Here is a 17766-nt window from a genome sequence, read left to right as displayed (position 1 = left end):
TCAGCCCTGCGTCCGCAGCGGCGCCTGCCCGCGCATCGACCAGGCCTCGGCCGCGCGGAAGAGCAGGCCGGAGAGGGTGGTGATGGCGAGGTAGATGCAGAGCCCGACGATGAAGAAGAAGAAGGGCAGTTCCGTCGAGCCGGCGGCGATGTGGACCTGGCGCAGCGTCTCGACCAGCCCGGTGACGGAGACCAGGGCGGACTCCTTGATGACGGACTGCCACTGATTGCCCATGCCGGGCAGGGCGGTGCGCAGCGCCTGCGGGAAGATGATGCGGCGGAGCATGAGGAAGCGCCCCATGCCGACGACGCGCGCCGCCTCCAGCTCGCCCCGGGCGATGGCGTGGTAGGCGCCGCGGAAGACCTCGCCCTGGCCGGCGCCGGAGATCAGCGCGATGGCCATGACGCCGGCGGCGAAGCCGCTGACATCGACCGGCCCGTCAAAGCCCAGGGCGCGGGCGATGGCGGCGGCCACCTGCCGCCCGCCGAAGTAGAAGAGATAGATGACCAGCAGGTCCGGCACGCCGCGCAGGAGGATGGTGTAGCCCTCCGCCAGCCAGCGCACCGGGCGCGACCCGGCGATCTTCGCCCAGGCCGCGAGGCCGCCGAGCACGGCGCCGCCCAGGAAGGCGAGCGCCGAGACCGCGACCGTCATCCACGCCGCCCGCAGCAGCGCCTCACCCCAGCCCTCCGGCCCGAAGCCGATGAGCGCCAGATCTTCCCACTCCATCGGGCGGCGGCCTTTGGCTCAGTACACGCCGAGCGGCGTGATGTCGTAGTCGAAGTGCTTCATGATCAGGCGCGTCAGCGTGCCATCGGCATGGACGGCGCGCAGGGCGTCGTCGAGCTTCGCCTTCAGGGCGGTGTCCTCCTTGCGCAGGCCGATGGCCGAGCCACGGCCGAGCAGGCCGCCGGTGAAGGCGAAGCCGGCCATCACCTGCTCCCCGCGCGAGCGCTTGGCGGCGGCGACGAGGTTGGCGCCGGAGGCGATCACCACATCGACGCGCCCGGCCTTCAGGTCGAGCAGGGATTCCGGGCTGGTCGGGTAGGTGCGGACGGTGATGACGTCCTTCAGGTAGGTGTTCAGGAAATCCGCCTGGATGGTGGAGACCTGCACGCCCACCGTCTTGCCGCGCAGCAGCACGGCCAGGGCGGCGACGGCGTCGCGCGTCTTGGCCTCGTCGGTTAGCAGGATGCGCTCGCCCGTGCCCGGGAGCTTCTCCAGCGGGCTGCCCTTCATCGTCAGGAAGGTGGAGGGGGAGCTGGCATAGGGCAGGGAGAAGGCGATGACCTCCTCGCGCTTCGGGGTGATCGACATGGCGGCCATGATGGCGTCGAACTTGCCGTCATTCAGGCCGGCGATCATGCCGTTCCACTCGGCCGCCTGCATGGCGGCGGGGATGCCCAGGCGCTTGGACAGCTCGGCCAGCAGCTCCGGCTCGAAGCCGATGATCTGGCCGGAGGGGGAGGTGGCGTTGTACGGGGGGAAGGCGCCCTCCGTGGCGACGCGCAGGCTGGTATACTCCTTGGCCGCCGCCGGGCGCGGGCCGGCCAGGCTGGCCGCGCCGCCAAGGGCGGCGCCGAGAAGGGCGGAACGACGGGTCAGCAGCATGGACGGCCTCAAGGGTTTGGAAAGGGGCCAGCATCGGTTCCCGGCCCTGCCTGTCAAGCCAGGGCCAGGGAGGGCGCCATAGGGCCATGCGGCGCCGGACGGAAGCCCGTTCTTGCGCGCCCTTCCAGGCCGGGCGGCTCTTCGCGGATGCGAGAGAGAAATGTTCTTTTTTGAAAAAAAGAACCAAAAAACTTTTATCAGTCAGGCGCGATTTTTGCACAGATTCTCACTGAAAAAGTCTTTTTGATTCTTTTTCTTCAGAAAAAGAAGGCCTTTCTTTTGAAAATTCCTGCGCCGCGCTGGCGGTGAGGGGCGTGATTTTTCTTCCCTTTTCCTGCCTCCGCCGCCGCGTTTCAGCAAAAATTAAGACCTGCCGGGCATTTTGCGTTGCACCGCCGTCACGAAAAGCCTGAGCGGAGATCACGCAAGATGCAGCAAGACCCACCGCGCCCGCGCGCCCTTCCCGCGTGCCTCCGTGTCCTGGGGCGGCGCGCCTGGCTCGCCCTGGCCATGGGGGGTGCCCTGGCGCGGCCGCATGTGGCGCGCGCCGCGCCGGCCACCCTGCTGCGGGTGGGCACCAATCTCGGGCTGCAAAGCCAGTTCGGCCAGGGCGCCCGCGCCATGGCCGAGCGTATCGAGGCGCTGAGCCAGGGGCGAATCCGCATCGACCTGCACACCCATGGCCAGCTCGGCACCGATGCCGACATGCTGCGCGCGGTGGAGGCCGGCACGCTGGACATGATGCTCTCCGGCACGCTGGGCTCGCTGGTGCCGGCGGCCGGCGTCTTCGAGGTGCCCTTCCTCTTCCGCGACATGGCCCATGCCCACGCCGTGCTGGATGGCCCGATCGGCGCCGCCGTGCTGCGGCTGGTGGAGCCGCGCGGCATCATCGGCCTCGGCTGGGGGGAGAACGGGCTGCGCCACCTCACCACGCGGGACCGCCCGGTCCGCAGCCCCACCGACCTCGCCGGGCTGAAGCTCCGCGTCAACGGCGCCCCGGTGATCATGACGACCTTCCGCACCCTGGGGGCGGAGCCCGCCTTCCTGGAATTCATCCAGCTGCGCCGGGCGCTGGAGGCGCGCCAGTTCGACGCCCAGGAAAACCCCATCACCGTGATCGAGTCGAGCGGCCTCTGGCAGGTGCAGAAATGCCTGATGCTGACCGGCCACGTCTATTCGCCGGTCGCCTTCATCATGGCCCGCGCCAGCCATGACCGCCTCTCCCCCGGCGACCGCGACCTGCTGCGCCAGGCGGTGCGGGAGGGGGTGGCCGCCTCCCGCCGCATCGCCGCCGCGGCTGAGCGGGAGGGCATCGCCCGCCTGCGCGGCCAGGGCATGGAGGTGGTGGAGGTGGACCGCGCCGCCTTCGCCCGCGCCCTGGCCCCGGCCGAGCCGGGCTTCGCCAGCACCTTCGGCGCCGAGCGACTGGCCGCCATCCGCACCGCAGCCGCCTGAGGACCCCCGGCCATGCCCTTTTCCCTGAGTATCCGCGGCCGCATCATCGCCGGCTTCTCCCTGCTGCTGGTGATGATGGTGCTCTCCACCCTCATGGCCTGGAGCGGCGCCGGCGAGATCCGGCGCGATGCCGATACCGCCAGCGACGCCGTGACCAGGTCCGAGGCGCTGGGCAGCTACAACCGTGACCTCTCCCTGCTGCGCGCCCGCGTGCTCCGGTTTATGATCACGGAGAACCCCGCCGACCTCATCGCCTTCCAGCAGACCCTGGACGCCGCGCGGAACCTCGCCGCCCAGCTCCCCGCCACGCGGGAGGATGCGCAGTTCAACCGCCTTTTCACCGACTACCAGGGGGTGCTGGCCGATGTGGTCACGGCGGCGCGCGACCGCGACACCGCGCGCCAGAGGATCCAGCAGCAGGCGCCGCCCCTGCGCAATATCTTCTATACCCTGCTGCGCGACCTGATCGCCCAGGGCTCGCCGCGCGCCGCCTTCGCCCACCGGGTGATGGACTCCTTCGACTCCATGATGGTCCACCAGGCCCGCCACGCCGCCGAGCGCACGCCGCAGGAGGCCGAGCTGGCCCAGGCGGAGGCGGCGCGGCTGGAGCAGCGCCTGGCCGACCTGCTGCCGGAACTCGCCGGCCTGCCGGAAGAACGGCTGGTGCGTGAGCTGGCGCCCCGCGTCGCCGCGCTGCGCCAGACGGTGATGGCCAGCCTTGACGCCAGCCGCCGCTACATGGAGGGGCTGGCCAAGGGTGGCCCCGCCGGCGCCGCGCTGATCGACCACGTCACCGAGGTGGCGAAAAAGGCCAGCCAGTTCAGCGACGCCCAGATGGATGAGGTGATCGAGGAGGCCGGCACGCTGCGGCGCGATCTCATCCTCATCACGGCCGGGGCGCTGGCGGTGGGGCTGCTGGTGGCGCTGCTCACCGCGCTCTCCATCATCCGGCCGCTCAGCCGGTTGCAGGGCGCGCTGCGCCACGTCGCCGGCGGGCAGCTCGCCATCACCGTGCCCGACCAGTCCCGTAGCGATGAAATCGGCCAGATCGCCCGCGCCGTCGAAAGCTGCCGCGCCAGCCTGGAGGAAAGCGCCGGCCTGCGCGCCGCCGAGGAACGCCACAAGGCCGAGGCCGAGCAGGCCCAGAAGGAAGCCCTGCGCCGCGTCGCCGAGCGCTTCGAGCAGGAGGTGGGCGGCACCGTCGCCGCCGTGACCGAGGCCGCCGCCGGCATGGAGGGCACCGCCCGCGACCTCACCGGCGCCGCCCAGCGCGCCGCCAGCCAGGCCGGCACCGTCAGCAACGCCTCCCAGGAGGTCAACGGCAATGTCAGCACCCTGGCCAGCGCCACCGAGGAGCTGAGCGCCTCCGTCGCCGAGATCTCCCGCCGCATCGCCGAAACCGCCGCCGTCAGCCAGCAGGCCGCCGATCAGGCCCGCCGCGCGGATGAGACCGTCACCGTCCTCTCCACCGCCGCCACCCGCATCGGTGACGTCATCGCCCTCATCCAGAGCATCGCCGGGCAGACCAACCTGCTGGCCCTGAACGCCACCATCGAGGCGGCGCGGGCGGGCGAGGCGGGGAAGGGCTTCGCCGTCGTGGCGAGCGAGGTGAAGAACCTCGCCAGCCAGACCGCCAAGGCCACCGAGGACATCGCCGACCAGATCGGCCGCATCCAGTCCAGCACTGAGGAAACCGTGACCGTGCTGCGCACCATCAACGGCAGCATCACCAATGTCAGCCAGCTCGCGGCGGCGGTGGCGGCCGCCGTGGAGGAACAGGGCGCGGCCACCCGCGAAATCGCCGCCAGCGTCGCCGCCGCCGCCGCCGGGACACAGGAAGTCTCGGGCAGCATCGTCGCCCTCAACGAAATCTCGGACAAGGTCGGCACCTCCGCGGGCAGCGTGCTGTCGCGCGCCTCCGGCCTCTCCGGGCAGGCGCAGCAGCTGCGCCAGCAGATCAACCAGTTCCTGGAACGCGTGCGCGCCAGCGCGTGAGGGGGGCAGAGGGCGGGGGCGTCTGAGGGGGCAAAGCCCCCTCAGGGCCACGGGGCCAGGAGGGGCCGGGAAGAAAAAAGGGTTCTTTTTTGGAAAAAAGAACCAAAAAACTTTTTCAGTCTGGCGCTGCGCCACCCGGCGGCGGCATCTCAGAGGGCCAGGGCGGCTTCCGGCACACCATCGGGGCTGAGGCCCACCACCTGCGGCGCCAGATGCACCACGCGGCCCGCCACCTTCGCCGCCAGCGCCTCCTCATGCGTCACCACCAGCAGCGCCGTGCCCTGCTCCGCCACCACCTCGCGCAGCAGGTCCATCACCTCCTGCTGCGTCACCGGGTCGAGGCGGGATGTCGCCTCGTCGGCGAACAGCAGGGCCGGCTTCAGCAGCAGCGCCCGCAGCAGGCCGAAACGCTGCAACTGGCCGCCTGAGACCTGGTCCGCCCGGCGGCCCAGCAGCACCTCCGTCAGGCGCAGGCGGCGCATCAACGCTTCCGCCGGGGCGCGGGGGATGGCGTGGCGGCGCAGCAGCTCCGTCAGCGCCTGGCCCAGCGTGCCCGTCGGCGGGAAAGCGGCCATCGGGTCCTGGTAGAGCTTCTGGAAGCTGAGCGGGCCCAGATCGGGGCGCCGCCGCACCTCCCCCGCATCCGGCCGCGCGAGGCCGAGCAGCATATTGCCCAGCGTCGTCTTGCCGCAGCCGCTGGGGCCGGAGACGGCCAGCACCTCGCCCGCCGCCACCTCCAGGGTGAGGCCGCCGAACAATTCCCGCCCCCCCAGCCGCTTGTGCAGGCCGCGCCCCTCCACCAGCGCCCGCCCGCCCGGGACGGGGCGGGCCGGCCAGGAGGCCCAGCGCGCCGGGTCCGCCGCCACGAGGCGGCGCGTATACTCATGCCGCGGCGCGGCGAGAAGCTGGCGCAGCGGGCCGCTCTCCACCGCCTGCCCCTCCAGCATCACCACCGCCTCGCCGCCCAGATAGCCGGCCAGCACCACGTCATGCGTGATGACGAGGAGGATGCGCCCCTCCCGCGCCTCGCCCAGCAGCAGGGCGGCGGCGGTGTCGCGCATCGCCGCGTCCAGCCCCTTGGTCGGCTCGTCGGCGATCAGCACGGGGGCGCCGGCGGCATGGGTGGCGGCCAGCGCCACGCGCTGGTTCATGCCGCCCGACAGCTCGAAGGGGTAGCGCCGCGCGGCGGTGGCGAGGCCGAGCCGCGCGAGGTCGGCCCGCGCCGCGCCCGCCGCCTCGGCGGCGGGGCGGCCGCGCACCAGGCGGTGCACCTCCTCCACCTGGCCGAAGGCGCGCATGGTCGGGTCCAGCGCCGACCAGGGTTCCTGCGGCAGCATGGCGATGCGCCGGCCCCAGAGGCCGCGCCGCTCCCGCGCGGAGAGCGCCAGCAGGTCCTGCCCGTCGAGCAGGATGCGCCCCTCGGCGCGCAGCCCGGCGGGCAGCACGCCCATCACCGCCTGCGCCACCAGCGACTTGCCGGAACCGGTCTCGCCCAGCAGCACCATGGGCTCACCGGGGCGGGCGGTGAAGCCGACATCGCGGACGATGCAGCCCTCCGGCCCGTGGATGCTCAGGCCCTCGACGATGAGGCTCATGCCGCCTGCTCCTTCCCGGCCAGCAGGTGCAGGCCGAGCACGGTGAGGAAGATCAGCCCCGCCGGCATCAGCAGGGCCAGCGGCGCCTCGGCGTAGAAGGGCAGCAGCTCGGTCATCATGCCGCCCCATTCGGGCGTGGGCGGGCGCAGCGCCACGCCGATGAAGGCCAGCGCCGAGATGGAGGTGACGGCCGTGCCGGCGGCGAAGGCGAAGAGGGTGAGCACCACCGGCGCCACCTCCGGCCAGAGATGGCGGCGCAGGATATGCCCGGTGCCGAAGCCGAGCAGCCGCGCCGCCTCCACCTGCGGCCGCGCCAGCACGGAGAGCGCCGCGCTGCGGGCGAGGCGGAAGAACTCCACCCAGAGCGTCAGCGACAGGCCGAGATAGAGCGCCAGGAAGCCCCCCGGCGCGAAGGCAGCAAAGAGCAGCACCAGCAGCAGCGCCGGCACCGCCTGCACCGCATCGGCCAGGGCGAGCAGCCCGCGCTCGGCCAGGCCGCCGCGCAGCGCGGCGAGCAGGCCGAGCAGCGTGCCCGCCACCGCCGCCACCAGCGCCGTGGCCAGCGCCGAGCCGAGCGAGAGCCGCGCCGCATGGGCCAGCCGCGCCAGCAGGTCGCGCCCCAGATGGTCGGTGCCGAGCGGGTGCCCGGCGCTGCCCGGCGGCAGCAGCGTGGCGGAAAGGTCCTGCCGCAGCGGGTCCAGCCCGTGCAGCGGGCCGAGCAGGGCGAAGACCCCCACCGCCAGCAGCAGCGCCAGACCCAGCGCGCGGCGTGGGGCGGGGAATGCCAGGGCGGGGAATACCAGGGCGGTCATGCGCGCCTCCGCGGGTCCAGGCTCCAGCAGGCGAGGTCCGCCGCCGTGTTCAGCAGCACGAAGAGCAGCCCCATCACCAGCGCCGCCCCCTGCACCACCGGGATGTCCCGCCCCAGCACCGCATGCACCAGGGCATGGCCGATGCCGGGCCAGGCGAAGAGCGCCTCCACCACCACCACGCCCTCCACCAGCAGCACCATCTGCAACGTGAGGTAGGAGACGACGGGAATGGCCGCGTTGCGCACGCCGTGGCGGCGGAAGGCGAGGCCATCGCCCAGCCCCTTGGCGCGGGCGAAGCCGAAGAAGGGCGAGGCCACCACCGCCGCCACCGCATCGCGCGTGACGCGGGAGGAGGCGGCGGCGAGGCCGAGCGCCAGCGTCAGGGCGGGGAGGATGACCTCCTCCCATTCCCCCACGCCGCCGGCGGGGAGCAGGTTCCACTCCGCCGCCAGCAGGATCATCAGCCCGACGCCGAGCACGAAGGAGGGCACGGCGCGCAGCGCGGCGGCGCCGACCAGCGCCGCGCGGTCCAGCGCCGAGCCGGCGCGCAGCCCGGCCAGCGCGCCGAGCGGCAGGCCGATCAGCGCCGAGAGCGCCAGCGCCACCCCGGCCAGCAGCAGGGTATGGCCGAGCTCAATGCCGAGCTTCTCCAGCACCTTCTCCCCCGAGGCGAGGGAGGTGCCGAGGTCGAGCCGCGCCAGATCGCCGAACCAGCCGGCGAGCTGGACATACCAGGGCCGGTCCAGCCCGAGTTCGGCATGCACCGCGCGGGCGGCGGCGGTGTCCACCAGGTCGTAGCCGTAGCGGCTGGCGGCGATGCGGTAGGCCATGTCGCCCGGCAGGGTGCGCACCATCAGGAAGCAGGCGGAGCCGACCAGCAGCGCCACCAGCCCGGCCTGCGCCAGCCGCCCGCCGAGCAGCCGCAGCAGGGGGGAGAGCGCCCTCATGACGCCCACCGCGCGCCGGCGATGCGGTAGGAGAGTTCCAGCGGGTCCACCGTGAGATGGGCGACGCGGCGGGAAATGGCCGTGCTCTGGTCGAACCAGGAGACGGGGATGACCGGCATTTCCTCATGCAGGATGGTGGCGGCGCGGCCGCGCAGGGCGGCGCGCTCCGCCGGGTCGGCGGTGCCGCCGAGCTTCTCCATCACCGCCACCAGCTCGGGGCTGGACCAGTTCATGGCGCCCCAGTCGCCGCCCTTCGGCCCGAAATCGAGCAGCAGCGTGCCGAGCGGGTCGGGCACCAGGGCGAAGTTGCGCGCCAGCAGCGCCGCCTCCAGCGTGCCATCCTGGTGCCCGGCCGGGATCTCGCCGCTGTTGACGATGGCAATCTGCATGTCCACGCCGATCTCGCGCAGCTGGGACTGCATGGCGGTGGCCAGCACCGGCAGTTCCGGCCGGTCCGAGAAGGTGCGGAGCGTGAAGCGGAAGGGGCGGCCCTCCCGCGCCAGGATGCCCTCCGCCCCCGGCTGCCAGCCGAGCTCGCCGAGCAGGCGGCGCGCCTCCTCCAGGTTGCGCTCCAGCGGCGCCAGGCTGGGGACGTGCCATTCCGCCATCGAGGCGGGGAAAAGCTGCGTCGCCGCCGAGGGGGCGCTGCGCAGCAGGGCGCGGGCCATGCCGGCGCGGTCCAGCGCCAGGCTGAGGGCGCGGCGCGCCCGGGCGTCGCTGAACAGCGGCGAGCCGCAGTTCAGCTTGATCAGCCGGGTGCGCGGGATGGCCTGCACCACCACCTGGACGCGCGGGTTGCGGCGCAGGCGGTCCACCGTCTCCGGCGCCAGCTGGCACACCATCTCGGCCTGTCCGCTCTCGGCCATGGTGCCGCGCGTCTCGCCGCGCCCGGCGGCGAGGTAGGAGAGGCGCTCCACCGCCGGGGCCGGGCCGTCCCAGCCCTCGAAGCGCACGGCATCCACCCGCTGCGGCAGCACCATCTCCGCCACGCGGTAGGGGCCGGTGCCGAGGATGGCGCGCACCGTCTCGCCCTCGAAGGCGGCGGGGGCGAGGATCATGGTGCTGCTATGCGCCACGAAGGCGGGCATGGAGGCGAAGGGGCGGGTGGTCTGGATGACCACCGTGTCCTCCTCGGCTGTGATGCGGGCGATGGGGGCGTTGATCAGCACGCCGGGCAGGGCGCGGGCGCGCTCCAGGCAGGCGGCGACGGCGGTGGCGGTGACGGGCGTGCCGTCATGGAAGCGCGCGGCGGGGCGCAGGGTGAAGCGCCAGCGCAGCCGGTCCTCGGAGAGGCTCCAGGCGGTGGCGAGCTGCGGCACCGGGCGGCCGCCATCATCGGCGCCGAGCAGCGTCTCGGCGATCTGCAGCCGGGTGAAGACGAAGCCCGAGCGCACCGGGTCCAGCCCGTTGATCTCGTAGGGCGTGACGACGCGGAAGATGGCGGCGCCCGCGCCCGCGCTGGTGCCGGCCTGGGCAAGCGCTCCCCGGCCATGGCCGAGCGCGGCCAGCCCGGCCAGGCCGGCCAGAAAATCCCTTCGGTGCAGCATGTCCCATTCCCGGTTCTGTGTGGCGGCCGCCGTGCCGGCCTTCCTCCCCGGTGTTACTTTATAACATATTATTGTAAAGCGGGATCGCGAGCAGAATCTGCCGTTCCCCTGGCGTGCCGGAGTGTGATTCTCCTTTCGTAACGGAGTGCGCGATGCGGATGCGCTGCGGGCGGCCAAAGTTTTTTGGTTCTTTTTTTCAAAAAAGAACCGCTGTCTGCGCGCTGGCCGGTGAGACTGACGGGTTTGCTGTGCCCGCACGCCTGACGACCGCGGAGGTTTCTGGCTGGGGTGGTGAACTCCCATCATCTCTGGGTGTTGTGCGGTGCGTCCCGCCCATCGACTGGCTTGATCTCCTGTGATTCAATTTGTCTTGACCTCGGGAGATTGGATGTGGCGGATTTCTATTTTGTGCTGGGCCAGAAGCGGGGGCGGGCTGGTTCTGCGTTTTTGAGGGGTGAGCAGCTTAGCGAGATTGTTACGCCTACCCTCGAAGAGGCAGGATTTTCGGTGAAGCTGCATTTTGGAGTTTCCGGCCTGGAGAACTCCGTTTGCTTCGTTAACAAGACAGCCCTGCTCGACCACGGTCCTGAGGGTTTGCGTGACCTGCGCGGGCGTGGAAATCGCATTATCATTGATCCGGTTGATCTTCCCATCGGCGCGAAGGTCTGGGATTTGCCGGATGCGGTGGTGTCGAGTTCATTCATGCAGGATGAGTGGGTGAGGGATTCATTCCCTGGTAAGCCCTGCGTCTATATTCCTCACCATGCGGATCTGCGCTTGCTGGATGGGTCCTGGAAGGGCAGGGCTGATATATGTCATGAAAATTCTGCCCCCCCATCCCCCCCCCTCAGAAATAAATAAAATTGTCTATATCGGTGACCCGCAGCAGGGTGAATTTATCTATGATTTAGAAGGGTTGGGGGTTCTGAGTGTGGTTCACGCCATCAATCGAAATGGGGCGTGGATGAAGGATATCAGGGGCTATAGATTCCATTACGCAATTCGCCCTGCTTCCAAGTTGGATGGTGTTTTTAAACCCTTCACCAAAGGGGCGGTCGCGGCAGTTTGCGGCGCCATGATTGTTTGCGCGGAAGATGACCGCGAGGCGCGGGCTTCTTTGGGTGACGACTACCCATTTTTTGTGGGGAGGTGCGGCCTTCCTCAGTTACACAAAAAAATAAACGAAATATTGCAGGAGGAGGATGATGGTGTTCTTGAGAAAGCTCGGCAGGCGATGATCTGCCTCCGGCAGAAAAACTCCCCTGAAGCGATCCGGCAGATTTTCAGGGAGCGCCTGATTGATTCGGGGGTGCTCGGGTAGGGCTGCTGGCTTTGCGGATTCGCTGATCCGGCGTGGCGGATCAGTGCCATTTTTCCTGCCGATATAGCTTCCCTTGGCCATGCGAAGCCGAGGGAAGGAGGCGGCCTCAGACTGGTGCGCTGCCTTGCCCTTGAGGGCGGGTGCAGCAGATTCGACGGGGGAGCCGGTCTGGTGACCTGGGCAATCATGCGGGCACCCATAGGGGGCGGCGGGATGTCCAGATGAAACCGATTAGCATGCGGTATGATGGAATGAGGATACCCCTTAAGGGCGCTCACCTAAAAATCAAACAAAGTGTTGATTTTGTGTCCCGACTGGAGCGGGCGAAGGGATTCGAACCCTCGACCCCAACCTTGGCAAGGTTGTGCTCTACCCCTGAGCTACGCCCGCGTTCCGTCGGTTTTCAGCGCCTTACGTCTCGCTTTTCAGCGGTGCCGTCCGGCGTGGCGGGGATATGTCACGGCGCGGGGCGGGCCGCAACCCCTCAGTTTTCGGTTTTGTGCATTTTTTTGTTCGACGGACCTGTAGGGTCATCGTATGACTCGGCTCAACAACCGGGAACGTCCACCATGCCCAAACTGTTCCGCCGCGGCCTCGCCGCCCTGCTGCTGCCGCTCTCCCTCGGCCTGCTGCCTCTTGCCCTGGGCGCCCCCGCGGCGCGGGCGCAGGACTTCACCCACAGCCTGCGCATCGTCGTGCCCTTCGCGCCCGGCGGCACCTCCGACATCCTCGCCCGCATCCTGGCGCCGGAGCTGACCCGCAGCATCGGCCAGAGCGTGGTGGTGGAGAACCGCCCCGGCGCCGCCGGCAATATCGGCGCCGATGCCGTGGCCAAGAGCGCGCCCGATGGCCACACCGTGCTGCTGATCGATGCCGGCATCCTGGCCACCGCGCCCAGCCTGTTCAGCAAGCTGCCCTTCGACGTGAAGCGCGACCTCACCCCCGTCTCGATGCTGATCTACGCGCCCTATATCGTGGCGGTGCATCCCTCCCTGCCGGTGCAGGACGGGGCGGGGCTGGCGGCCTATGCCCGCAGCAACGGGGCGCGCATCAATGTCGCCCATTCGGGCATCGGCGGCGCCAACCACCTCGCCGCTCTGGTGCTGGCCGGCCACTGGCGCGCCGAGCTGACGCAGGTGCCCTATCGCGGCGGCGCCGCCGCCCTGGCCGCCGCCGCCTCGGGCGAGGCCAACCTGATCGTCAATGGCGCCACCGCCACCCAGCCCTTCGTCACCGGCGGGCAGCTGCGCGGCATCGCCGTCTCCGGCCCGCGCCGGCTGGCGGCGCTGCCGCAGGTGCCGACCTTCGCCGAGCTCGGCTGGCCGGCGCAGGAGTCCGGCACCTATCAGGGCATCCTGGTGGCCGGGGGCACGCCGCCCGCCATGGTCGCCCGGCTGGAGAAGGAGTTCCGCCAGGCCCTGGCCCAGCCCGCCATCGCCGCGCGCGTGGCCGAGCTGGGCGGCGATATCCGCACCGAGGGCCCCGCCGCCTTCCGCGGCTGGCTGGAGCGCGAGACGGAAAGCTGGGGCCAGGTGATCCGCGCCGCCCGGATCAGCCTGGACTGACGCGCCGCAGCGCCTAAACCGGGGGAATGACCACCGATCTTCCCCCGCTCGCCTCCGGCCGCCCGGCCGAGACGCCCGAAGGGCTGCTCGCCCGCCTCGCGGCCGAGGGCATCGCCACCGAGACGCTGCACCACCCGCCCTTCTTCACCGTGGCCGATGGGGCGGAGATGCACCACCGCATCCCCGGGCTGCACGTCAAGAACCTGTTCCTGAAGCCGAAGGGGGAGGGGCCTTTCCTCCTCCTGGTGCTGGAGGCCTATCGCCGCGTGCCGGTCAATGCGCTGGTGCGCTCCCTCGGCGTGGCGCGGGCGAGCTTCGCGGCGGCGGAGGATCTGTGGGTGGAACTCGGCGTGCTGCCGGGCTCCGTCACGCCGCTGGCGCTGGTGAACAGCGTGCCGGGGCGCGTGCGCATCGCCATCGACCGCATGCTGCTGGAGGCGGAGCGCATCAATATGCATCCGCTCGTCAACACCGCCTCCACCGTGCTGGCGCCGGGCGACCTGCTGCGCTTCCTGCGCGAGATGGGGCACGCGCCGGAGGCGCTGGAGATTCCGTAAGTCCTTTGGGGAGGCTCCGCCTCCCCAAGCCCCTCCGCCGGGGGGACAGGGTCCCCCCGGACCCCGCCATCCGTTGGCACCCAACTGAACGCGGGGTCCGGGGTGGCCGTGCCACCCCGGCGGGGGTGCGGGGGCAGCGCCCCCGTGGCACGGATCGTAAAGTGAAATTTCCGCGCAGCCTTGCGCGGATGGCCGCCCGGCGCATCTATGCGGGGCAGGAAGACCGGAGTTTGGTTCCATGGACGTGATTGCCGACCCCAACCGCGCGACTCCTGCCGCCGACCTGATCAAGGATGGCGATGCGCGCAGCTTCATGCAGGATGTGGTGCAGGCCAGCCGCGAAGTTCCGGTGCTGGTGGATTTCTGGGCCACCTGGTGCGGCCCCTGCAAGCAGCTCACCCCGGCGCTGGAGAAGGTGGTCAAGGCCGCCCAGGGCCGCGTCCGCCTCGTGAAGATCGACATCGACCAGAATCGCGGCCTGGTGCAGCAGCTCTCCCAGATGGGCCTGCCGCTGCAATCCGTGCCGACGGTGGTGGCCTTCTGGCAGGGGCAGATCGCCGACCTGTTCCAGGGCGCCCTGCCGGAATCCGAGCTGAAGAAGTTCGTCGAGGCGCTGCTGAAGGTGGCGGGCGGCCAGATGCCGGCGGCCGACCTGATGGCCGAGGCCAAGCAGGCCGTGGAGCAGGGCGACCACCAGACGGCGCTCGAGATCTACGCCGCCGTGGCGCAGCAGGAGCCGGAGAACCCGGAGGCCCTGGCCGGCCTCGCCCGCGCCCTGATGGCGCTGGGCGAGGAGGAGCAGGCCCTCTCCGTGGTGGAGAACGCCCCGGAGAAGATCCGCAACCATGCCGAGATCGCCGGCGTGCGCAGCGCGCTGGAACTGGCCGCCGAGGGCCGCAAGGCGCGGGCGCGGCTGGCCGAGTTCGAGGCGCGGCTGGCCGCCGACCCGGATGACCACGCCGCCCGCATCGAGCTGGCCGTGGCGCTGAACGCCATGGACCAGCGCGCCGAGGCGGCGCAGGCGCTGCTCGACGCCATCAAGCGCGACCGCGCCTGGAACGAGGAAGCGGCGCGCAAGCAGCTGCTGAAGTTCTTCGAGGCCTGGGGCCCGATGGACCCGGCCACGGTGAAGGCCCGCCGCGGCCTTTCCACCCTGCTGTTCCGCTGAGGGAGGACCGGCCGGGTGGTGGACCCCTTCCAGACCCGGCCGGAGGCCCTGCCGGGGGAGATCCCGATCTTCCCCCTGGCGGGTGCCCTGCTGCTGCCGCAGGGCCGGCTGCCGCTGAACATCTTCGAGTCGCGCTACCTGGCGATGGTGGAGGATGCGATGGCGGCGGGCCGGATGCTCGGCATGGTGCTGCCGGACCCGGCGAAGCCGCGGTCCGGCGGGCGCTCCACCCTCTACCGCACGGGGTGCCTCGGGCGCATCGCCTCCTTCTCCGAGACGGAGGATGGCCGCTACCTCATCACCCTGCGCGGCCTGCTGCGCTTCCGGGTGGCGGAGGAGCTGGCGGACAGCCCGCGCGGCTATCGCCGCGTCCGCCCCGATTTCTCCCCGTATCTGGCCGACCTCGCTGAGTCGCAGCAGGGGCCACCGCCGGGGCCGGAGCCGGGGCCGCTGCTGGAGGCGCTGCGCGGTTATTTCCAGTCCCAGGGCATCGAGGCCGACTGGGCGGCGATCGAGCGCAGCCAGACCGGCCCGCTGGTGACCACGCTGTGCATGATCTGCCCCTTCGAGGAGGCGGAGAAGCAGGCGCTGCTGGAGGCGCCCGCGCCGGAGCAGCGGGCGCAGATGCTGGTGGCGCTGCTGCGCATGGGCAGCGCCGGCCCGGCGCCGGCTGGCCGGCCCAGTTAAATCCCGGACAGTTGACGGGCCGCCCGTCCCGGCGCAGGAATCCGCAGGCATGACGAACGCGACCGACACCTCCCCCGCCCCCTCGGCCGCCCCTGGCGGCCCGGTGGATCCCCGCCTGCTGGAGATCCTGGTCTGCCCGGTGACCAAGGGCCCGCTGCGCTATGACCGCGAGCGGGGCGAGCTGGTGAGCGAGCAGGCCGGGCTGGCCTATCCGATCCGCGACGGCATTCCGATCATGCTGCCGGACGAGGCCCGCCGCCTGGAGGGCTGATGCCCAGCCCCACCGAAATTCGCCTGCGCCGAGCGGAGAAGCGGCTGGAGATCCGCTTCGACGATGGCGCGGTGTTTTCGCTGCCCGCGGAATATCTGCGGGTGGAGAGCCCTTCCGCCGAGGTGCAGGGCCATGGCCCGGGCCAGAAGAAGCTGGTCTCCGGCCGCCGCCATGTCGGCATCCTGCAGGTCGAGCCGGTCGGGCATTACGCCGTGCGGCTGATCTTCGACGATCTGCACGACACTGGCATCTACACCTGGGACTACCTGCACCAGCTGGGCCGCGAGCAGGCCGAGCGCTGGCCTGCCTATGAGGCGGCCCTGGCCGCGCGCGGCCTGCGCCGCGACCCCTGACAGAAAAAGATGAGGGGGCGCGGGGGAGAATTCCTTCTCCCCCGCTCTTTCCCTGGATGCGAGCGGAGCGAAAGCCGTGGCCATGACGAATGAGCGGCCCGCCGTGGCCATCCTGGGCGGTGGCTTCGCCGGTGTGGCGCTGGCGCTGCAACTGCGTGGCCGCGCCACGGTGCATCTGTATGAGCCCGCCGCGCCGGGCCCTGGCCTGGCCTATGCCACCCCGCACCCCTCCCACCTGCTGAACGTCCCCGCCACGGGGATGAGCCTCTACCCCGACCGCCCCGGCCATTTCGCCGAATGGCTGGCCGCGCGCGGCGGGGCGGGCCCGGAATCCGGCCCTGTCTTCGCGCCGCGCGCCGTCTATGGCGCCTATCTGCGCGAGGAATGGGCGGCTGCCGTGGCGGCGGATGCCGGGCTGCGCCATGTGCCGCGGCGTGTGGTGGCGCTGCACCCCCGCCCGGGCGGGGGCCATGTGCTGACCGATGCCAGCGGCGCGCGGGCGGAGGCGGATGAGGTGGTCCTGGCCGTGGGCGGTTTCGCCGGTGGGGGCGGGCAGCCGCCGCATCTCTGGGGCGACCCGTGGGACCCGGCGGCGCGGGCGGGCCTGCCGCCGGAGGAGCCTGTCCTGCTGGTCGGCCTTGGCCTGACGATGGTGGATGTGCTGCTGGCGCTGCGGGAGGGCGGGCATCGTGGCCCGGTGCTGGCGGTGTCGCGCCATGGCTGGCTGCCGCTGGCGCATGTGCCGGGGGCTTTCCCGGCGCCCTGGCCGGTGGCGGTGCCGGAAGGGGAGGGGGTCCTGCCGCTGTGGCGCCGGTTGCGGCGGGAGGCGGCGCGGGCGGTGGCGGCGGGCCAGCCCTGGCAGGCGGTGCTGGATGGCGTCCGGCCGCAGGTGCAGCGCCTGTGGCAGGGCTGGGACGCGGCGCAGCGCGGGCGCTTCCTGCGCCATGCCCGTTCGGCCTGGAATCTGCACCGCCACCGCCTGGCCCCCGGCGTGGCGGCGTGCCTCGCGGCGGAGCTGGCGGGGGGCGGGCTGCGCACCCTGGCGGCGCGGCTGGAGGACTGGTCGCCGCGCGGGGCGGGGGTGGAGGCGGTGCTGCGCCGCCGGCATGGCGGCGAGGCGCGGGTGATGGTCTCGCGCATCATCCTGTGCACCGGCCCGGAGGGTGGCCAGTCCTGGCGCGAGGCGGAGCCGCTGTGGAGCCTGTTGGCGGAAGGCCGCCTGGTGCTGGATGCGCAGCGCCTCGGTGTGCGCACGGATGCGGCGTGCCGGGCGCTGGATGCGGCGGGGCGCGTGGTGCCGGGGCTGTCCGTTCTGGGCCCGCTGACGCGGGGTCGGCTGTGGGAGGTGACGGCGGTGCCGGAGATCCGGGGGCAGGCGGCGGCGCTGGCCGATCGTCTCGCTGGTGGAAAGGCTGGAGATTCCGTTTGACGGTTTCTCGTGGCCCCCATATAAGCCCCTCCACGCCGCCGGTTGGCGCTGCTGAACGGCGAACGGATGGTGATTGGCTGGTGGTTGGGCTTGACGGGTGGCGATGAAGCCCCTAGATGGTGCCGCACCGGTTGATGGCCGGAAGTTGAGCGGATGTTGATTTAAAATTGCATCGGGTTTTCTTGGAATTTTTAGATGCATTATGGTTTAGCTGATGGGCTGAGCTGTTGTGTGTTTTGCTGGGGTGGCTGAGATTTTTGGCTGCCTGGGTGGGATGCGCGGCTGGCGCTTGGGTCTTGGGTGAATGCCTGAGGTTTGGGTGTTGGAGGCTTGGTTGGGCTGGACTGTGATGGGTCAGCGATGAAGAGTTTTGGGCAGGTCTCGAGGTTTGCTGCTTGGTTTTGGCTGAGTGGTGAGCTGATGAACTTGAGAGTTTGATCCTGGCTCAGAGTG

The 17766-nt window shown here is 70.9% G+C and carries 18 protein-coding genes and 1 tRNA gene; 11 read left to right on the top strand and 8 right to left on the bottom strand.

The window, feature by feature from the left end; all coding sequences use genetic code 11:
- The 3 genes from NON00_RS16865 to NON00_RS16855 all read right to left on the bottom strand — a co-directional run bounded on the left by NON00_RS16865 (position 1) and on the right by NON00_RS16855 (position 2035).
- Positions 1 to 729, bottom strand: coding sequence for an ABC transporter permease (locus tag NON00_RS16865; RefSeq protein WP_256023347.1), 729 nt, complete (start codon positions 727 to 729; stop codon positions 1 to 3).
- Between the two features lie 18 nt (positions 730 to 747).
- A complete protein-coding gene (locus NON00_RS16860; RefSeq protein ID WP_256023344.1) occupies positions 748 to 1611 on the bottom strand; it encodes a transporter substrate-binding domain-containing protein in 864 nt (287 codons plus the stop codon).
- 226 nt (positions 1612 to 1837) lie between these two features.
- Complete coding sequence (locus NON00_RS16855; RefSeq protein WP_256023341.1) at positions 1838 to 2035, bottom strand: hypothetical protein; 198 nt, start codon at positions 2033 to 2035, stop codon at positions 1838 to 1840.
- 5 nt (positions 2036 to 2040) lie between these two features.
- On the opposite strand from NON00_RS16855, the gene NON00_RS16850 reads away from it, so the two are divergent.
- Positions 2041 to 3066 carry a TRAP transporter substrate-binding protein gene (locus tag NON00_RS16850; protein WP_256023338.1) on the top strand — a complete coding sequence of 342 codons (1026 nt, stop codon included), beginning with the start codon at positions 2041 to 2043 and terminating at the stop codon, positions 3064 to 3066.
- A 12-nt stretch (positions 3067 to 3078) separates the two neighbouring features.
- Positions 3079 to 5061 (top strand): methyl-accepting chemotaxis protein, encoded by a 1983-nt coding sequence (locus tag NON00_RS16845; protein WP_256023335.1) that lies wholly within the window; start codon positions 3079 to 3081, stop codon positions 5059 to 5061.
- A 149-nt stretch (positions 5062 to 5210) separates the two neighbouring features.
- On the opposite strand, the gene NON00_RS16840 is transcribed toward NON00_RS16845, so the two are convergent.
- The 4 genes from NON00_RS16840 to NON00_RS16825 are packed head-to-tail and all read right to left on the bottom strand — an operon-like array spanning position 5211 to position 9962.
- On the bottom strand, positions 5211 to 6656 hold the full coding sequence (locus NON00_RS16840; protein WP_256023332.1) for an ABC transporter ATP-binding protein: 1446 nt from the start codon (positions 6654 to 6656) through the stop codon (positions 5211 to 5213).
- On the bottom strand, positions 6653 to 7468 hold the full coding sequence (locus NON00_RS16835) for an ABC transporter permease (protein WP_256023329.1): 816 nt from the start codon (positions 7466 to 7468) through the stop codon (positions 6653 to 6655). The genes NON00_RS16840 and NON00_RS16835 overlap by 4 nt, the downstream gene beginning before the upstream one ends.
- Entirely contained in the window at positions 7465 to 8415 is a 951-nt protein-coding gene (locus NON00_RS16830; RefSeq protein ID WP_256023326.1) for an ABC transporter permease, read from the bottom strand. Before NON00_RS16830 ends, NON00_RS16835 begins: the two co-directional genes overlap by 4 nt.
- Positions 8412 to 9962 carry an ABC transporter substrate-binding protein gene (locus tag NON00_RS16825; RefSeq protein WP_256023323.1) on the bottom strand — a complete coding sequence of 517 codons (1551 nt, stop codon included), beginning with the start codon at positions 9960 to 9962 and terminating at the stop codon, positions 8412 to 8414. Before NON00_RS16825 ends, NON00_RS16830 begins: the two co-directional genes overlap by 4 nt.
- Before the next feature lie 390 nt (positions 9963 to 10352).
- Between NON00_RS16825 and NON00_RS16820 the strand changes: the two genes are divergently transcribed.
- Together NON00_RS16820 and NON00_RS16815 are read left to right on the top strand one after the other, a co-directional pair.
- Positions 10353 to 10823 (top strand): hypothetical protein, encoded by a 471-nt coding sequence (locus NON00_RS16820; RefSeq protein ID WP_256023321.1) that lies wholly within the window; start codon positions 10353 to 10355, stop codon positions 10821 to 10823.
- Positions 10780 to 11283, top strand: coding sequence for a hypothetical protein (locus NON00_RS16815; RefSeq protein WP_256023318.1), 504 nt, complete (start codon positions 10780 to 10782; stop codon positions 11281 to 11283). Before NON00_RS16820 ends, NON00_RS16815 begins: the two co-directional genes overlap by 44 nt.
- 315 nt (positions 11284 to 11598) lie before the next feature.
- On the opposite strand, the gene NON00_RS16810 is transcribed toward NON00_RS16815, so the two are convergent.
- Positions 11599 to 11673, bottom strand: a tRNA-Gly gene (locus tag NON00_RS16810).
- 179 nt (positions 11674 to 11852) lie between these two features.
- Here NON00_RS16810 and NON00_RS16805 point away from each other — a divergent pair.
- The 7 genes from NON00_RS16805 (at position 11853) to NON00_RS24790 (ending at position 17313) form a co-directional block, all read left to right on the top strand.
- The gene (locus tag NON00_RS16805; protein WP_256023315.1) at positions 11853 to 12848 is read left to right on the top strand and encodes a tripartite tricarboxylate transporter substrate binding protein; all 996 of its coding nucleotides are present in this window, start codon (positions 11853 to 11855) and stop codon (positions 12846 to 12848) included.
- 26 nt (positions 12849 to 12874) lie between these two features.
- Complete coding sequence (locus tag NON00_RS16800; protein WP_256023312.1) at positions 12875 to 13405, top strand: prolyl-tRNA synthetase associated domain-containing protein; 531 nt, start codon at positions 12875 to 12877, stop codon at positions 13403 to 13405.
- Between the two features lie 238 nt (positions 13406 to 13643).
- A complete protein-coding gene (locus NON00_RS16795; RefSeq protein ID WP_256023309.1) occupies positions 13644 to 14573 on the top strand; it encodes a tetratricopeptide repeat protein in 930 nt (309 codons plus the stop codon).
- 18 nt (positions 14574 to 14591) lie between these two features.
- Positions 14592 to 15260, top strand: a complete 669-nt coding sequence (locus NON00_RS16790) for an LON peptidase substrate-binding domain-containing protein (RefSeq protein WP_256023306.1) — start codon at positions 14592 to 14594, stop codon at positions 15258 to 15260.
- A gap of 49 nt (positions 15261 to 15309) precedes the next feature.
- Entirely contained in the window at positions 15310 to 15531 is a 222-nt protein-coding gene (locus NON00_RS16785) for a Trm112 family protein (RefSeq protein ID WP_256023303.1), read from the top strand.
- Positions 15531 to 15884 (top strand): gamma-butyrobetaine hydroxylase-like domain-containing protein, encoded by a 354-nt coding sequence (locus tag NON00_RS16780; protein WP_256023300.1) that lies wholly within the window; start codon positions 15531 to 15533, stop codon positions 15882 to 15884. Before NON00_RS16785 ends, NON00_RS16780 begins: the two co-directional genes overlap by 1 nt.
- 82 nt (positions 15885 to 15966) lie before the next feature.
- Positions 15967 to 17313, top strand: coding sequence for an FAD/NAD(P)-binding protein (locus tag NON00_RS24790; protein WP_305123407.1), 1347 nt, complete (start codon positions 15967 to 15969; stop codon positions 17311 to 17313).
- The last annotated feature ends 453 nt before the right edge of the window (positions 17314 to 17766 follow it).

Origin of the sequence: Roseomonas sp. GC11 (assembly GCF_024437745.1) — a bacterium.
GTDB lineage: Bacteria > Pseudomonadota > Alphaproteobacteria > Acetobacterales > Acetobacteraceae > Pseudoroseomonas.
Note: the sequence above shows the minus strand (reverse complement) of the source record. Positions and strands in the feature narration are given on the sequence as shown.

Excerpts from the sequence above, each read along its gene's own strand:
- NON00_RS16840 (WP_256023332.1), bottom strand. The coding sequence starts at position 6,656 with ATGAGCCTCATCGTCGAGGGCCTGAGCATCCACGGGCCGGAGGGCTGC.
- NON00_RS16835 (WP_256023329.1), bottom strand. The coding sequence starts at position 7,468 with ATGACCGCCCTGGTATTCCCCGCCCTGGCATTCCCCGCCCCACGCCGC.
- NON00_RS16780 (WP_256023300.1), top strand. The coding sequence starts at position 15,531 with ATGCCCAGCCCCACCGAAATTCGCCTGCGCCGAGCGGAGAAGCGGCTG.
- NON00_RS16800 (WP_256023312.1), top strand. The coding sequence starts at position 12,875 with ATGACCACCGATCTTCCCCCGCTCGCCTCCGGCCGCCCGGCCGAGACG.
- NON00_RS16850 (WP_256023338.1), top strand. The coding sequence starts at position 2,041 with ATGCAGCAAGACCCACCGCGCCCGCGCGCCCTTCCCGCGTGCCTCCGT.
- NON00_RS16815 (WP_256023318.1), top strand. The coding sequence starts at position 10,780 with ATGAAAATTCTGCCCCCCCATCCCCCCCCCTCAGAAATAAATAAAATT.
- NON00_RS16860 (WP_256023344.1), bottom strand. The coding sequence starts at position 1,611 with ATGCTGCTGACCCGTCGTTCCGCCCTTCTCGGCGCCGCCCTTGGCGGC.
- NON00_RS24790 (WP_305123407.1), top strand. The coding sequence starts at position 15,967 with ATGACGAATGAGCGGCCCGCCGTGGCCATCCTGGGCGGTGGCTTCGCC.
- NON00_RS16785 (WP_256023303.1), top strand. The coding sequence starts at position 15,310 with ATGACGAACGCGACCGACACCTCCCCCGCCCCCTCGGCCGCCCCTGGC.
- NON00_RS16845 (WP_256023335.1), top strand. The coding sequence starts at position 3,079 with ATGCCCTTTTCCCTGAGTATCCGCGGCCGCATCATCGCCGGCTTCTCC.
- NON00_RS16825 (WP_256023323.1), bottom strand. The coding sequence starts at position 9,962 with ATGCTGCACCGAAGGGATTTTCTGGCCGGCCTGGCCGGGCTGGCCGCG.
- NON00_RS16795 (WP_256023309.1), top strand. The coding sequence starts at position 13,644 with ATGGACGTGATTGCCGACCCCAACCGCGCGACTCCTGCCGCCGACCTG.
- NON00_RS16865 (WP_256023347.1), bottom strand. The coding sequence starts at position 729 with ATGGAGTGGGAAGATCTGGCGCTCATCGGCTTCGGGCCGGAGGGCTGG.
- NON00_RS16830 (WP_256023326.1), bottom strand. The coding sequence starts at position 8,415 with ATGAGGGCGCTCTCCCCCCTGCTGCGGCTGCTCGGCGGGCGGCTGGCG.
- NON00_RS16805 (WP_256023315.1), top strand. The coding sequence starts at position 11,853 with ATGCCCAAACTGTTCCGCCGCGGCCTCGCCGCCCTGCTGCTGCCGCTC.